The sequence below is a fragment of the Thalassospira sp. SN3W genome, assembly GCF_038070535.1.
Classification (GTDB): domain Bacteria; phylum Pseudomonadota; class Alphaproteobacteria; order Rhodospirillales; family Thalassospiraceae; genus Thalassospira; species Thalassospira xiamenensis.
The window spans coordinates 3,495,431-3,510,365 of record NZ_CP121124.1; the positions used below are offsets into that span (position 1 = coordinate 3,495,431).

Consider the following 14,935-nt stretch of genomic DNA (forward strand, 5'->3'; position numbering starts at 1 on the left):
GAAACTGCACCTGATTTCTCATATGATCAATTCGATCAAGGTGATAGTATTCATGTATGAATATCGATGAATTGGACCTTGATTATCGTTTGCTGCGGCTTTTCCTGACCATCTATGACGAGGGATCAGTAACAGCCGCCGCCAACCGCCTTGGCGTCGGCCAGCCGACCGTCAGCCACGGGCTCGACCGGTTGCGCCAGATTGTCGGCGATCCGCTTTTTGTCCGGTCAGGCCGGGGGATCACGCCAACCGCCCATGCCGATGAAATGGCCGGGCGGGTGCGCATCCTGTTGCAGGATTTGCGCAACCTTGCCCGCGTTGATGCCTTTGATCCGAACGATCCGAACCAATCCGCGCGCTTTGTGATCGGCACCAATGATTACGAGGTGGCGGTGATCATGCCCGAACTGTTTCGCATCATTCGCGGTTATGCCGCGGATATCCGGCTTCGGATTTTACCGATCCATGGTGATGTAAACGTGATTGACCGGCTGCGTAGCGGTCAGCTTGATCTGGCGATTGGCCTGCATATGACTGAAAATGTTGGCGATATCGCGCAACAGACCCTGTTTCGCGAACATATGGCGTGCTTTTACGATGCGGATTGCCATGATGTGCCACCCGATACGCTCGATCAATATTGCGCCGTGCCCCATGCGCGCGTGATCATCGGCAATAACGAGCATTCGGCGGTGGACGAGATGCTCGATGCCTGCGGACGCAAACGCCGCACGGTTTTGCAGGCATCGACCTTTGCCAGCATCGCCAGCCTGATCCGCGGGACGGACGTGATCGCATCGCTGCCCTCGCGGCTTGAACGCGATGTCATGGCGGGCTTTGCCAAATGCACCTTCCCGCTTGATTTCCCTGAATACAGCTTCGCCCAGTCCTGGCATGTGCGCAACGCCGCCAGCGCCCCGCATAAATGGCTGCGCGGCGAGATTTTCAGGGTAACGCGAAAGCTGGTTTAACCGACCGCGGCTCCCTTAATCCTGATCCCGCCAACCCAACGTTCGCCGGTGTAAAGTTCCATGAAATTCCGGGTGCCGGAAAGGACTTCGTGGCCGGTTTCAGTCAGTGACAATATCTGTTCGGGCCAGGGCGTGTGCGGTTGATTGTCGGCGAAGTCAAAAAGCGGTGAGCTGGTTTGCTTCATATCGGCCAGAATTTCCCGGAACATCAGATCGCCCAGAAACGGCAGCGGTTCGTAAGACAGCATAAGATGACCAAAAACCTTGCCGACCGGAAGCGGACCGAAATCGGCAAGGATTTGCAGGGTCAGTTCCTGCGTCAGGCCAAGACCGTTTCCGGGATCGGGCAATTCGCGCAGATGGCGGTCAAGGGCTGCGATCATATAGGGGATCGGCGATTGGCCGTTATCGATGATGGTACGCAGCACATCGGGCTTTGAGGCACGGATCGCGGGCCAGACCGTTTGACCGCATTCCAGCATGGCATCCGAAACCGGCGCACGGGCATTTTCCCAGCACCAGATCAGCAGTTCGGGCGAAAGCTGACCAAGGCCGATGAAACGCTCGACCCCGGGCACCCGATCCACACAGATCAAATCAAGCCGGGTTTGCGGGCGAAGGTTCGCGATGAAATCAAGCAGGAAGACGAGGATCAGCTGATCGTAGCTGTCATGTTCAAACCACAGCACGACATGATCGTAATCGCCCAGTGTGGCCAAGCCCGCATATTCGCGTTGCAGGCGCGAAAACGCATCGGGAAAATCGATGCGATAGGATGATGCAATGAAACGCGCACGGGTTTCGATGAAGTCGGGCAGGGGCAAATCCGGCACCGGCCCCTGACAGAAGGGATCGGAAAATTCCATGAAAGCACCAACAAACCCGGCCAGTTTCAGGCAATGCGAAATATCCGAGCCACAGCGCAGATGTAGGGTTTGCGCCGTATCGAGCGTTGGCAGGTGGCCCGATGCGATCTGGCGCTGATGTTCGGTAATCCGGTCGATATGGGATTTCAGCTTCGGCCAGCTGGCAAAACCGTTTTCGCGCGCGATGACAAGCTGCCCATCGGCCAGTTGCAGATCATCAATGCTTTTGCCGGGCAGGTGGGTCCTGATGCGGGTTTGGGCATCGCCCTGTTGGGCGCGGGCGGATTTCAGCAGCTCCTTGGCGCGTTTTCGCTGCTGCTCAAGGTTAAGGCGACCGTCAAAGATTCCGGATTTCGATGTGCGCGAAGCAGACATACGATTCCCCTGTGCTTAAGCCTGTGTCCGCCAGACAGGCAAGGAAACCGTGTGGTTCATATGTCGATTAGACCGGGCGCAGCCCTTTCCGCGGACGGGGTGCTTTGGGAAGCAACGGCACCATAGCATTGCGGGCTTTCCGGTTCAAAATAAATGAACCGGAAAGCCCTGAATAAACAGAAGGAAACGGGATCAGGGCTGGGGAAGCTGATCGACAATCACGACCCTGCTGTCGCAATCCATCAGTTTGGCAAGCTTCGATAAACGCTGTTCAACGACTTCACCGTTGAGTGCCGCGAAGTCCCTGTGCATCTGAAGTGTAAGCGTCTTGTCTTCATGAACAAGCGCCGTACCGGGAAGGATGCCTTCAACCCCGCCCGAAAGGGTATGGCCAAGGCGGATGGCGTGACCGTAAAGGCGGCCAATCGCGCGTGTGTCTTCGTCAAGCAGACGGTCGCTTGACTCGTCACCCTTGAAATTGCCGGTATAGCGTGACCCGATGGTATAAGCGAGGAACACCCGGTCATGATGGTTCAGATCAAGATAGGGATGATGCAGAATACGGTTATAGCTCTGGATCGCGCGGTAATCGGGGTGTTCGCTCCATCCTACGTCGCCGATGATGCAGGCGGCAAGGCGCAGACGGCCAAGATTGCCCGGCTGATCGCGGAAAATCGGTGCCGACCAGCGATACAGTTCTTCCCCATGCTGATGGAACCTTTCGCCATCTTCGGCAAAGCTGAGACAGGCATCAAGCAATGGATCACGTTCGCGCAATTCATCGGGCAGGGCTTCGTACATCCAGCCTTCGCGAAGCCCGTGACTGGAAAACACGACCTCCTTGGCCTGCATGCGTTCAAGCAGCAGGTTCATGACAAGCCCCGCATGAGGCAGGCTATCGATACGGCGCTTGGAAACACCTCCAACCTTGTCAAGCGACACGCGGCTCTGCTGGGATATGATATGCGTCAGTTCGGCGATTTCGGCACGTGGCATGGTCAGGTTATGCACCACCGAAATCGGATAATTTTCCTGGGCGATATAAAGCTTGGCAATCGAACGCCACGAACCGCCAACCGCAATCAATGGCTTGCCCGCCCCTTCATGCAGCCAGTCGATGCTTTCAAGGTGGGTTTTGACTTCGGCTTCCAGACGGGCACGGTCCGAACCAAATACCGCATGCAGGCGCATGGCACCCAACGGAACGCTGACGCGTTTTTTGATCTCGCCTTCATCAAGCAATACCAGTTCCAGCGACCCGCCACCGATATCACCAACAATGCCGGTTGCGCGCCGATCCCCCGAAATCACGCCAAGGGCGGAAAGGCGGGCTTCTTCAAGGCCGTCAATGACCTTGACGGTCAGGCCGGTCTCGGCAAGGACCCGATCACAAAAAGCCTGTCCGTCGCTGGCGGCACGGACAGCCGCGGTCGCCAGGATGTCGACCCGTGTGACCTTCATCGCGCGGAGCAACCGGGCAAAACGCCGCAGGGCGGCGGTTGCCATTTCAACACCTTCGGGGTTGAGACGGCCGGTGTTTTCGGGGTCGCGCCCCAGACCGCACATCACCTTTTCGTTAAAAATCGGGGCCGGTGCGCGTGTCATGCCATCAAACACAACAAGACGCACCGAGTTCGAGCCAACATCAATGATGGCGATACGGTTGGAAACCCTTTGGTCAGTCAGCATGCGGTTGGTTGAACCTGCCTGTTTTCTTAGTCATCAAGCTGCAGCACGGGGACATTTGGATCTTCCTCGCTAAGCGCGCTGCCACGGCCCGAAAGTGACGGGTTGGTCATGAAATACTGGTGAGAGGAGAAAGCATTTTCATCGGCTTCGCACCGCTCGTAAGTCCCGTCGGGCTGCAGGTACCAAGCCTGCGCCGTATCTTTCAGATTTGCAATCATGATCTGTTCGACAATCTGGCGCTGGCAGGTGGGGTTTTCCACCGGGACCAGTGTTTCGACACGACGGTTAAGGTTGCGCGGCATCCAGTCGGCAGATGAAATAAACGCCTTGGCCTTGCGCGACGGCAGTTTTGCGCCGTTTGCAAAGACGACAATGCGCGAATGTTCAAGGAACCGACCGACGATGGATTTGACCCGAATATTTTCCGATAACCCCGGCACACCCGGCCGCAAACAGCAGATTCCGCGCACGACCAGTTCGATATGAACCCCGCACTGGCTGGCGCGATAAAGCGCGTCAATCACCACCGGATCAACAAGGCTGTTCATCTTGGCCCAGATGCCCGCCGGTTTGCCCGCCTGACAGTTTTCGATCTCCTGATCGATATGGGCAAGCAGGGTCGGGCGAAGCGTATGCGGCGCGATGGCAATCTTTTCAAGCGACCGCGGGGTGGCATAACCGGTCATGAAATTAAAGATGCTGGCCGCGTCACGACCCAATGCCGGATCGCACGAGAAGAACGAAATATCGGTATAGAATTTCGCAGTGATCGGGTGATAGTTGCCGGTCCCGAAATGGACATAGGTCCGAAGCCCGTGGCTTTCGCGCCTGACCACCAGTGACACCTTGGCATGCGTTTTCCAGTCAAGGAAGCCATAGACCACCTGACAACCGGCACGTTCAAGATCGGCCGCCCAGCGCAGGTTGGCTTCCTCGTCAAAGCGGGCCTTGAGCTCCACCATCGCCGTTACCGATTTGCCCGCTTCGGCAGCCGCAATCAGGGCCTTGACGATCGGGCTGTTTTCCGATGTGCGATAAAGGGTCTGCTTGATGGTGACGACTTCGGGGTCACGCGCAGCCTGCAACAGGAACTGCACGACGACGTCGAAATCCTCGAACGGGTGGTGAACCACCAGATCCTTTTTGCTGATCGCGGCAAAGCAATCGCCGCCAAAGTCGCGCACCCGTTCAGGATAACGCGCGCCATAGGGCGGGAACAGTAGATCATGATGCAGATCGGAATCGATCAGCTGTTTGACATCGACAAGCCCGACAAGCCCGTCGACCTTGACGACTTCTTCGGGGGCGACAGAAAGTTCGTCGACCACGAAATCCAGAAGGTCTTCTGGCATCTCGGCATTGACTTTAAGCCGGATGATGCTGCCGCGGCGACGACGTTTCAGCGCGGTCTTGAAAACGCGCACCAGATCTTCGGCTTCTTCTTCGATTTCAACGTCCGAGTCACGGATAACACGGAACAGGCCGTGTTCGATCATGTCGAAACCGGGGAACAGCTTGTTAAGGTAAAGGACAATCGCCTGTTCCAGCGGCAGATACCGTTCGGTCCGGCCCGGCATGCGCAGGAAACGGCCGATTTTCGGCGGTACCGGGATCAGCCCGCGCATGTTGTGACCATCCGCCGGGTCAAACAGCTGCATGACAATCGCAAAGCCAAGGTTCGGAATGAACGGGAAGGGATGGGACGGATCAATGGCAAGCGGCGTTAAGGTCGGGAAGATTTCGCGCATGAAATAGCCATCAAGCCATTTGCGGTCGGTCTGGGTCAAATCATCCGGTCTGATCACCGAAATCCCGTGCTTGTCCATCTCGCTGCTAAGCTGCTGCCAGATGCGCTGCTGATCCTGCATCAACTGGCTGGCATCATATGTGATGGCGCGCAGCTGCTCGGACGGGCTCATGCCATCCTGGCTGACCTTGGTCATGCCCGCACGCAGTTGCCCGACCAGACCTGCAACGCGCACCATATAGAATTCGTCAAGGTTGCTGGCGGAAATCGACAGGAACCGCAAGCGTTCCAGCAACGGATGCCGTTTGTTCTGGGCCTCTTCAAGGACGCGGCCGTTAAAGGCCAGCCACGAAAGTTCGCGGTTTATAAAGCGCTTGTCCGAATCAAGTGTGATGGCGCTTGATTGAATAACGGCGGCGTGGGTCACGCTGTGCCTCCTGCGAAAGTGGGTTTGTGTCCTTGAAATAAAGCGACAGGTCCCGGTTGCGATTGGAGTATAGGATAACTGCTTGTCGGGGTGCAATTTTCTTAAATTTTTAAGTCAGTTTTCTTGGTGGCTTCACAGCGCCCGATGTGGCATGCAAAAGTCTGCTTTCCTTAAGATCACCGGATACCCGATTTTATGAAGACATTGCTTCTGCTCAGGCATGCAAAATCAAGCTGGACCGATCCGTCCCGATCCGATCACGACCGGGAACTGAACCGGCGCGGCGAAAAGGCGGCCCCGGTGATGGGGCGCTATTTGCATGAACAGGGGCTGGTGCCCGATCTGATCTGGTGTTCAACCGCGGAACGTACGGTGCAGACATTAACCCTGCTGGGGCGCGATTTTGCCAGTGCATCCGACGTGATCTACAGCGAAGACCTTTATATGGCGAACGAGGCCGTGCTGCTTGAAAGCCTTGGGCACACCCATGACGAGGCCCGCTGTGTGATGATGATCGGCCATAATCCGGGACTTGCCGATTTCGCCGCCCGGCTGTTTGGCGAGGGCGATGGCGAGGCATTGCTGGAAATGAACCGTAAATATCCGACCTGCGGTCTTTGCCAGTATGAATTTGATGTTGATCATTGGGCGGACGTTCGGTTTGAAGCCGGGCGCCTGATTCGCTTTGTAAAGGTCAAGGATTTGCAGGGGATCGGTGCGCCGCCGACCTGAAATTCCGGCCCGCAATGCAGACCATTGCGACGGGCACTTGACGGCGGGGCTTTGGCAGCGTTTTATACCGCAGAATTTCAAGCGCCGCGTCGCGCAAACAGACAGATCACCCGATTTAAGCCCCCCGAATTGACCGGGGTGGCTGGATTGCGGTGCTTTTTTGTTTGACAGCGCGGTGCAGCCATGCACCTTTGCGCCAAATTTGTGGCCCAAAATACCAAGCATACAAAGCAACCTGGAAAGACCATGCATCCTTATCGTTCACACAATTGTAATGCGTTGCGCGCCTCTGACGCCGATGCGGAAGTGCGCCTGTCCGGCTGGATCCACCGCAAGCGCGACCACGGCAACCTTCTGTTTGTCGATTTGCGCGACCATTACGGCATCACCCAGATCGTGATCGATATTTCAAGCCCGCTTTTCGCGGTTCTTGAAAAGTCGCGCGCCGAAAGTGTGATCACGGTGGACGGCAAGGTCGTCAAACGTACCGCCGAAACCGTCAACCCGAACCTGCCGACCGGCGAGATCGAGGTTTATGCATCGAACATCGAAGTCCAGTCGTCGGCCGACGTGCTGCCGATGCCGGTCTTTGGCGATGCCGAATATGGCGAGGAAATCCGCCTGCGTCACCGTTACCTTGATCTGCGTCGCGAAAGTGTTCATTCGAACATCGTTCTGCGCTCGCGCGTGATTTCGGCGATGCGTCAGAAAATGACCGCACAGGGATTTTTGGAAATCCAGACCCCGATCCTGACGGCAAGCTCGCCGGAAGGTGCGCGTGACTTCCTCGTACCGTCGCGCATGCATCCGGGCAAGTTTTATGCCCTGCCGCAGGCCCCCCAGCAGTTCAAACAGCTACTGATGGTTTCGGGCTTTGACCGTTATTTCCAGATCGCACCGTGCTTCCGCGATGAAGACGCCCGTGCCGACCGCTCCCCGGGCGAGTTCTATCAGCTCGACTTCGAGATGGCCTTTGCCACTCAGGACGATGTGTTTGACGCGATCGAGCCGGTTCTTCATGACATCTTCGTCGAATTCGGCGGTGGTCGTGACGTAACGCCGCTTCCGTTCCCGCGCATTCCGTTTGATGAATCGATGGCGAAATACGGCTCGGACAAACCCGACCTTCGCAACCCGATCATCCTGTCTGACGTGACCGAAGCCTTCCGCGGTTCGAATTTCGGCATCTTTGCCTCGAACATCGAAAAGGGTTCGGTGGTTCGCGCCATTCCGGCACCGGGGGCCGCTGGCCGCCCGCGCAGCTTCTTTGACAAGCTCAATGCCTGGGCCCGCGAAGAAGGGGCCGCCGGTCTTGGTTACATCGTTTACGATGAAAACGGCGAAGCCAAAGGCCCGATTGCCAAAAATCTTGATGCCGAACGCATCGCAAAGATCAAGGAAGTTACCGGCGTTGCCAATGGCGATGCGGTCTTCTTTGCCTGTGACAAGGAACTGGCAGCAGCCAAATTTGCCGGCAAGTCGCGCGACAAGGTTTGCGATGAACTGGGTCTTCGTGAAGACGGCATGTTCAAATTCTGCTGGATCGTTGATTTCCCGATGTACGAGGAAGACGACGACGGCAAGATCGAATTCAGCCACAACCCGTTCTCGATGCCGCAAGGCGGTCTTGAAGCCCTTGAAACCATGAACCCGCTTGATATCAAGGCGTGGCAGTATGACATCGTGTGTAACGGTATCGAACTGTCGTCCGGTGCCATTCGTAACCACCGCCCGGACATCATGTACAAGGCGTTCGAGATTGCCGGTTATGGCAAGGAAGTCGTTGATGACCGCTTTGGCGGCATGATCAACGCGTTCAAATTCGGCGCCCCGCCGCACGGTGGTTCGGCCCCGGGTGTTGACCGTATTGTGATGCTTCTGGCTGACGAGCCGAACATTCGCGAAGTCATTGCCTTCCCGCTGAACCAGCAGGCGCAGGATCTGATGATGAATGCCCCGGCCGAGGTCGATGACCGTCAGCTTAAAGAACTGCATCTGCGGGTGCAGCTTCCGCCGAAAATCAAAAAAGACTGATTTCTGTCTTTTGATGACGATAAAAACGGTCCGGAAATTTCCGGGCCGTTTTTGTTTGTCTATTGAGCTTCGATGCTTACGTAATCTTAACCCGCCGTAATCCACATTCAGGGTGGAACAATTTATATCCTGCGGGGGATTACGGTTTGAAAAAGATACTTGTGGTGGTGGCACCGTTGGCTTTGGCGGCGTGCGGTGGTCCGGTCGAACTGACCGTTGCCAAGCTGGCCGGCGATCTGATCAGCTATGTGACCACGGGCAAAAGCACCACCGATCATGCGGTTTCAGCGGTTGCCGAGCGCGATTGCGCCCTGCATCGCCCGCTATTTGAAGAAGACGTCTGCCGCGATAATGTCGTGCTCGATGATGCGGTTGCGCTGGCCGAACCGGGCGCACCATCGGTGAAACAGAAAATCCGCGACGCCGAACCTGCAATTTATGCCGTTAACGCGCCCGGCGAAGACTGGTCAAATCCCAAAGCCGGTGCCCGCACATCGGCCGTGATTGTCCAAACCGATCTGCCGCCGCGCGCAACCTCCCATGCCGAAGCGACCGTTGTTCCGCAAACAGCCCCGGTCGAAATCGCCAGCGCACAGGCGCAGTTCACCCCCGATCATGACCGTATCCCGCTTCGCAACGAAGGTCCCCTTGATCCGCAGGGCGAAGCCGATGCCGCGGTTGCCGGATATGTCGCCCCGCCAAAGCCGGTCGCACCTGTTGCCAAAACCCAAACCGCCGCCCTGACCGATACCGGCATCATGACCGACGAGGTCAGCGTGATCGCGCCGGAAAACGCCGGGCAGGACAAGCTTGTTGCAGTGCCGCTGCCGGGAGACTATGTAATACTGGCAAGCTTTGCAGATCTGCTGCGCGCGCAAAATGCCCTGTCGCTTTACCGCGAATATCAGCCGCGCCTGATCAGTGCGACGGTTGCGGGCCGTGAATATCTTCGTGTCGCTGTTGGTCCGCTTTCGCATCAGCATGCAAAAGATTTACGCCATCTTGCTGCCAAAAAGGGTGTCAAAGATCCCTGGATTGTCGGGATCGACGCTGCCGGAGAATAGAGTTGCCAGTTATTACGGTTTGTCCTGAAAATCGACAGCGTTCCGTCTTCGGGGCGCTGATCTTTTGTGTCGCCCTGGCGGGATGTTCCGCGCAGGCAGGGCAATCCTTTGCCGCCGGTCCGGGCGGTTTTGACCCGGCCCATGTGCGCAAGGCGGCCGATACTCAGGCCGAACTGGTGCCCCATGTGGCGGAATACCGGTTTTCGATGGTGTCATCGGATGTCGGCAGTTCCGTTGTCGGTGTGCGCGGTGCGCTGGGTTACCGGTTTGAAAAGGTCTGTGATGGCTGGATCACCGAGATGCAGCATCTGATGGTTCTGCAAGGGGCCGAGGGCGGTTCGATCAATTCCGCCTATTCGATGACCCAGTGGGAAAACTTTGACGGATCGAAATACCGCTTCCGGATGCGTGATTATCTCGACGGTGTGCAGGTCGACGAGGTTGTTGGCGATGCGGTGCGTGACAAGGACAAGGTTCTTGTGACCTACGAAGTTCCGGTCGAAGTGACCGAGGAACTTCCGGCCGATACCATGTTCCCGACCCAGCATTCCCTAACCCTGCTGAAGCGCGCGCTTCAGGGGGATAAATTTGCCAATGATCTGGTGTTTGATGGCAGTGGCGATACACCGACCAACCGGATTGCCGCGGTGATTTCGGCAGCCAGACCATCGCAGAACACGGCCGAAGATGCCGATGGTATCGCAAATCGGCCCTATCACAGCCTTAACCTGGCCTATTACCCGCTTGGCAATGCCGAAAACGGCCCGTCGACCGAGATTGCGGTTGATTTCGGTGAAAACGGTGTTGCCCAGGAACTGCGGATGAATTACGGCAGTTTCCGCGTGCGCGGCGACCTTCAGAAAGTCACGCGGCTTGCTGCCCCCGAATGCGGTTAGGCACAAACCGGATTATTGCCGCAATAACGGCCCGATAACGCAAAAAAGCCTGCCGGATGTCCGACAGGCTTTTTTGTGGGGGAAGTTCCATAAAGTCTTAGGCGGCGACGGCGCTGCTGTCGTCGCGGCAATACAGACCATAAAGTGTCTTGATGACGGTGACGGCTTCATCGCCTTGCAGCGAATAAAAGATCGTCTGTGCCTCGCGCCGGGTTTTAACCAGCTTGTCCCGCCGCAATCTTGCAAGATGCTGTGACAGGGCGGACTGGCTCAGTCCGACAATGCGTTCAAGTTCACCGACCGATTTTTCGCCATCGTTAAGCTGGCAAAGAATCATAAGTCTGCTCTGATTGCTCATGGCCTTCAGAAGCGCGCTGGCTTGCTCGGCCTTTTTTTCGAGATGGGTAAGTTCCATTTGGCTCCCTTTAGCCTGGCCATATTCGGCTTTTGTCCCAACTGGGGCATCGGGTGTATCACATTCGTGGTGATAATCTCCGATGGGATGTCCCCGATTTTTTCCAACCAACGAGGTCTTGGTGCCTCAAACCCATTAATGAAATTCAAGAATGGGAAGATTCCTATTCTCAAGTATAACATCAAACTGTCAAGACACTCTTTGTCTTGTGGACAGAGATTATGGCGATATTTCGTTCTGAGTCACCGTGTATACAATAGACAGTTCATACAGGGTCTTAATCTGTCATTCAGTTTGAAAACTTGCAGTATTTGTCTGATTCATGATGATCTAGAACAAAGCAGCAGATAACGTCGGCTGGCACGATGAAACAATAATAACCAGGGTCGCCGCCCGTAAGGCAAGGTGACCGGCAAAAATCAAACTTGTCTGACTGGCATCTATTCAGGAAGGTATCCGCAAAACATGGCGACATTATTTGTCACGCATCAAAGCTGTATCGATCACGATACGGGGCCGGGCCACCCGGAACAGTCTGATCGTCTTCGCGTGATCCAGCGGGTGCTTGAAGCCGAAGAATTCATGTTCCTGCACCGGGAAGAAGCCCCAAAAGCCGATCTTGATCTGATCAAAAAGGTGCATGACCCTGCCTATGTCGACCGGGTCATGGCCGCGATCCCGCAAAGCGGATATGAATCCCTTGATGGCGATACCTATGTTTCACCGGCCTCGGGCGAGGCGGCATTGCGCGCGGTTGGCGGTGTCTGCGTCGCGGTCGATGCGGTCTTGGCCGGCCATGAACGCAATGCCTTTGTCGGCGTGCGCCCGCCGGGACATCATGCGGAATATGACCGGGCGATGGGGTTCTGTCTGTTTAACAATGTGGCGGTCGGTGCGCGTCATGCCCGCGATGCCCATGGCATCAAACGTGTGGCGGTGATGGATTTCGACGTTCATCACGGCAATGGCACACAGGATCTTTTCTATAACGATCCCGACCTGTTTTACTGTTCAACCCATCAATGGCCGCTTTATCCCGGCACCGGTGCCCCCGATGAACGCGGATGTGCCAACAATATCCTCAATGTCGGGCTGTCGGCCGGGGCGGGAACGGCTGAAATGAAACACGCCTTCGAACAATCGGTTTTACCCGGCATTGCCGCCTTCAAACCGGAATTGCTGATCATTTCGGCCGGCTTCGATGCGCATCGCAATGACCCGCTGGCGGGACTTTCATTTGTTGAAAGCGACTTTGCCTGGATGACCGAACATCTTCTCGCCCTCGCGGGCGAGGTTTGCGATAACCGCGTCGTCTCGGTGCTTGAAGGCGGCTATGACCTGCCATCGCTGGCAAGTTCGGTCATGTTCCATGTGCGAACCCTGATGACGGCATAAGGCATCCTTTTCCGCATTAGTTTCCGCAGTAATTTCCCCAGTAATTTACAAAGTAATTTACAAAGTAATTTCCGCTGCGATTTCCGTTCTGGCCGGTTGCCCTGCCGGGACGGTCGGCGTAAACTCCGCGCCAATCAAATCAATGGAGCAGATATGTCCACGCCAACCCCATCCACCACGATCCCCGATGATATCGCCAAACTCAGCTTTGAAGAGGCCCTTGGCCAGCTTGAAAGCCTCGTGCGGCAGCTCGAACAGGGGCAGGTGGGGCTTGATGATGCCATTGCATCCTATGAACGCGGTGCGGCGCTGAAACGTCATTGCGCCGATAAACTGCGTGCAGCCGAAGAACGCATCGAGAAAATTACCCTCAATGCCGATGGCCGCCCAACGGCAACCCCGACTGAAATCGAATAATTCTCGCGGAGAATATGGTGAGTTACGACCTGCTTGCTGAGCTGAGTACTGCTTCTGCTGACCTTGGCGAAACGCTTGATGGCATTCTGCCGCGTCCCAATGGCCAGATCGAGCAACGCCTGTTTCAGGCGATGCGTTATTCAACCCTGGGCGAAGGCAAACGCCTGCGTCCGTTTCTGGTGTTAAGCTCCGCCGGATTGTTCCGGGTATCGCGCCAATGCGCCTTGCGAGTCGCCGCTGCGGTTGAAATGGTGCACAGCTATTCGCTGATCCATGATGATCTGCCGGCCATGGATGATGATGACCTGCGGCGTGGCAAGCCAAGCTGCCACAAGCAGTTTGACGAGGCGACCGCCATTCTGGCCGGTGACGCGCTGCTGACGCAGGCCTTCGAAGTGCTGGCCGATGAAAGCACCCATCCCGATCCGCGTGTCTGCACCGATCTTGTCCGCGCCCTTGCCCGTGCGGCCGGGCCGTATGGCATGGTCGGCGGTCAGATGATCGATCTGGCGGGCGAGGGGCAAAGCCTTGATCAGGCGCAGGTCACCCATTTGCATCTGCTGAAAACCGGCCGGATGTTTGCCTTTGCCTGCGAAGCCGGGGCGATTCTGGGCAAGGCCCCCAAAAGCATGCGCATGGCCTTGCGGTCCTACGCCCATGACATGGGTCTGGCCTTCCAGATCAAGGACGATCTTCTCGATGTGGAATCCAGCAGTGCGGAACTGGGCAAGACGGCAGGCAAGGATATCGATCAGGATAAATCGACCTATGTGAAGCTTCTGGGCCTTGAACAGGCGCGAGAGCAGGCAACCATGCTGTGCAATCAGGCGATCAATCACCTGAACTGCTTTGACGGCGAAGCCGAACCGCTGCGCGAAATGGCGCGTTTCGTGATCGAACGCGGGCGTTAAGGCCAGTCCCCCTGACATGAGCCAGCAAACCAGATATACAGCCGGTTTTCGTGACCGGCTGTTTGACAAGGACCCGTTCCCGCTGGCGATCTGGTATCCGTCGCATGCCGCCGAAGGCCCGGTGCGTCATATGGGTGTCACGTCAACCGGCGCCCGCGATGCGGATTTCGCCGATGGCGGACCCTATCCGCTGGTGATGTTTTCGCATGGCTCCGAAGGGCACCGGTTCAATCAGTTCTGGCTGGCGGAATATCTCGCGCGGCGCGGTTATATCGTCGCCGCCCCGCAGCATCATGGCGACAATTACCTTGATCCGTCCGATGCGCGGCAATTGACGATCATCGAACGCCGTCCGCGCGAAATGCGCCTTGCGCTTGATCTGTTGCTGGATCATGACGGCATTGCTGTCCATATCGATACGGATCGTATTTACGCGCTCGGCCATTCGGCGGGTGGGGCGACGGTGCTTAAAATGGCGGGATGGCGGTTTGATGCCTCCGCCTGGCAAAGCTATTGCGCGCTTAATGCCGATCAGGACCGCGTGATTTGCCAGCATGTACCGGGTGATGACATGGTCGATGAGTTGCATGATCGTTATGGCGGCCCGGTTGTTTCCGCACGCGATGACCGGATTGCCGGCGTGATTGCCGTAACCCCGGCCTTTGGCGTTGCGGCGACCGATGCGGGCTTTGCCGATGTGACGATCCCAATGCTGTTTATCGAGGCCGATACCGATGAAATCCTGCCCGAAACCGCCAATGCCGCGCATTTTCGCACCCTTTTGCGCGGGCGGGCGAAGTTTGTTAAGGTCAAGGGGGCCGGGCATTATTCATTTCTGCCGCCCTGCACGCCCTATATCGCGGAAAATTTCGGCTATTTATGCCGGGATTTCGGGCGCGAACGTGTTGATATTCACCGCACTGTTGAACAGGTGGTGCTGAAGTTCCTAAGTGACATCAAATCAGGTGATTTTCAGGGTCGCTAATTATGGCGAAG

13 protein-coding genes are annotated in these 14,935 nt (G+C 56.5%); 9 read left to right on the forward strand and 4 right to left on the reverse strand.

Going from position 1 to position 14,935, the window contains the following annotated elements; all coding sequences use genetic code 11:
• The first annotated feature begins 56 nt into the window (after positions 1-56).
• Positions 57-971 carry a LysR family transcriptional regulator gene (locus tag P8T57_RS16005; protein ID WP_037988761.1) on the forward strand — a complete coding sequence of 305 codons (915 nt, stop codon included), beginning with the start codon at positions 57-59 and terminating at the stop codon, positions 969-971.
• On the opposite strand, the gene P8T57_RS16010 is transcribed toward P8T57_RS16005, so the two are convergent.
• From P8T57_RS16010 to P8T57_RS16020, 3 genes are all read right to left on the reverse strand, one after another.
• Complete coding sequence (locus P8T57_RS16010; protein ID WP_341363656.1) at positions 968-2,212, reverse strand: DUF1835 domain-containing protein; 1,245 nt, start codon at positions 2,210-2,212, stop codon at positions 968-970. The two genes, P8T57_RS16005 and P8T57_RS16010, sit on opposite strands and share 4 nt — an antisense overlap.
• Positions 2,213-2,404: 192 nt before the next feature.
• Positions 2,405-3,901, reverse strand: coding sequence for an exopolyphosphatase (gene ppx, locus P8T57_RS16015; protein WP_007090859.1), 1,497 nt, complete (start codon positions 3,899-3,901; stop codon positions 2,405-2,407).
• A 26-nt stretch (positions 3,902-3,927) separates the two neighbouring features.
• Positions 3,928-6,075, reverse strand: a complete 2,148-nt coding sequence (locus P8T57_RS16020) for an RNA degradosome polyphosphate kinase (protein ID WP_007090860.1) — start codon at positions 6,073-6,075, stop codon at positions 3,928-3,930.
• A gap of 195 nt (positions 6,076-6,270) precedes the next feature.
• On the opposite strand from P8T57_RS16020, the gene P8T57_RS16025 reads away from it, so the two are divergent.
• The 4 genes from P8T57_RS16025 to P8T57_RS16040 all read left to right on the forward strand — a co-directional run bounded on the left by P8T57_RS16025 (position 6,271) and on the right by P8T57_RS16040 (position 10,801).
• Positions 6,271-6,807 (forward strand): histidine phosphatase family protein, encoded by a 537-nt coding sequence (locus tag P8T57_RS16025; protein WP_341363657.1) that lies wholly within the window; start codon positions 6,271-6,273, stop codon positions 6,805-6,807.
• A gap of 246 nt (positions 6,808-7,053) precedes the next feature.
• Positions 7,054-8,841, forward strand: coding sequence for an aspartate--tRNA ligase (gene aspS, locus P8T57_RS16030; protein ID WP_007090862.1), 1,788 nt, complete (start codon positions 7,054-7,056; stop codon positions 8,839-8,841).
• A 146-nt stretch (positions 8,842-8,987) separates the two neighbouring features.
• Positions 8,988-9,905, forward strand: coding sequence for an SPOR domain-containing protein (locus P8T57_RS16035; protein WP_341363658.1), 918 nt, complete (start codon positions 8,988-8,990; stop codon positions 9,903-9,905).
• A 2-nt stretch (positions 9,906-9,907) separates the two neighbouring features.
• The gene (locus P8T57_RS16040) at positions 9,908-10,801 is read left to right on the forward strand and encodes a DUF1849 family protein (RefSeq protein WP_341363659.1); all 894 of its coding nucleotides are present in this window, start codon (positions 9,908-9,910) and stop codon (positions 10,799-10,801) included.
• A 97-nt stretch (positions 10,802-10,898) separates the two neighbouring features.
• Here the strand turns inward: P8T57_RS16040 and P8T57_RS16045 are convergent, their stop codons facing one another.
• Positions 10,899-11,216, reverse strand: coding sequence for a metalloregulator ArsR/SmtB family transcription factor (locus P8T57_RS16045; RefSeq protein ID WP_007090865.1), 318 nt, complete (start codon positions 11,214-11,216; stop codon positions 10,899-10,901).
• A gap of 465 nt (positions 11,217-11,681) precedes the next feature.
• On the opposite strand from P8T57_RS16045, the gene P8T57_RS16050 reads away from it, so the two are divergent.
• The 4 genes from P8T57_RS16050 to P8T57_RS16065 all read left to right on the forward strand — a co-directional run bounded on the left by P8T57_RS16050 (position 11,682) and on the right by P8T57_RS16065 (position 14,924).
• Positions 11,682-12,611: a histone deacetylase family protein gene (locus P8T57_RS16050; RefSeq protein WP_341363660.1), complete on the forward strand. Its 930-nt coding sequence runs from the start codon at positions 11,682-11,684 to the stop codon at positions 12,609-12,611.
• 153 nt (positions 12,612-12,764) lie between these two features.
• On the forward strand, positions 12,765-13,028 hold the full coding sequence (locus tag P8T57_RS16055) for an exodeoxyribonuclease VII small subunit (RefSeq protein ID WP_341363661.1): 264 nt from the start codon (positions 12,765-12,767) through the stop codon (positions 13,026-13,028).
• A 14-nt stretch (positions 13,029-13,042) separates the two neighbouring features.
• Positions 13,043-13,939, forward strand: a complete 897-nt coding sequence (locus P8T57_RS16060; protein WP_007090870.1) for a polyprenyl synthetase family protein — start codon at positions 13,043-13,045, stop codon at positions 13,937-13,939.
• Positions 13,940-13,955: 16 nt separating this feature from the next.
• Positions 13,956-14,924: a hypothetical protein gene (locus tag P8T57_RS16065; RefSeq protein ID WP_341363662.1), complete on the forward strand. Its 969-nt coding sequence runs from the start codon at positions 13,956-13,958 to the stop codon at positions 14,922-14,924.
• Positions 14,925-14,935 lie beyond the last annotated feature (11 nt).

What these genes read in the sequence shown, in the direction of transcription:
- aspS (WP_007090862.1), top strand. Translation starts at nt 7,054, where the DNA reads ATGCATCCTTATCGTTCACACAATTGTAATGCGTTGCGCGCCTCTGAC.
- P8T57_RS16025 (WP_341363657.1), top strand. Translation starts at nt 6,271, where the DNA reads ATGAAGACATTGCTTCTGCTCAGGCATGCAAAATCAAGCTGGACCGAT.
- P8T57_RS16065 (WP_341363662.1), top strand. Translation starts at nt 13,956, where the DNA reads ATGAGCCAGCAAACCAGATATACAGCCGGTTTTCGTGACCGGCTGTTT.
- ppx (WP_007090859.1), bottom strand. Translation starts at nt 3,901, where the DNA reads ATGCTGACTGACCAAAGGGTTTCCAACCGTATCGCCATCATTGATGTT.
- P8T57_RS16010 (WP_341363656.1), bottom strand. Translation starts at nt 2,212, where the DNA reads ATGTCTGCTTCGCGCACATCGAAATCCGGAATCTTTGACGGTCGCCTT.
- P8T57_RS16060 (WP_007090870.1), top strand. Translation starts at nt 13,043, where the DNA reads ATGGTGAGTTACGACCTGCTTGCTGAGCTGAGTACTGCTTCTGCTGAC.
- P8T57_RS16055 (WP_341363661.1), top strand. Translation starts at nt 12,765, where the DNA reads ATGTCCACGCCAACCCCATCCACCACGATCCCCGATGATATCGCCAAA.
- P8T57_RS16045 (WP_007090865.1), bottom strand. Translation starts at nt 11,216, where the DNA reads ATGGAACTTACCCATCTCGAAAAAAAGGCCGAGCAAGCCAGCGCGCTT.
- P8T57_RS16005 (WP_037988761.1), top strand. Translation starts at nt 57, where the DNA reads ATGAATATCGATGAATTGGACCTTGATTATCGTTTGCTGCGGCTTTTC.
- P8T57_RS16050 (WP_341363660.1), top strand. Translation starts at nt 11,682, where the DNA reads ATGGCGACATTATTTGTCACGCATCAAAGCTGTATCGATCACGATACG.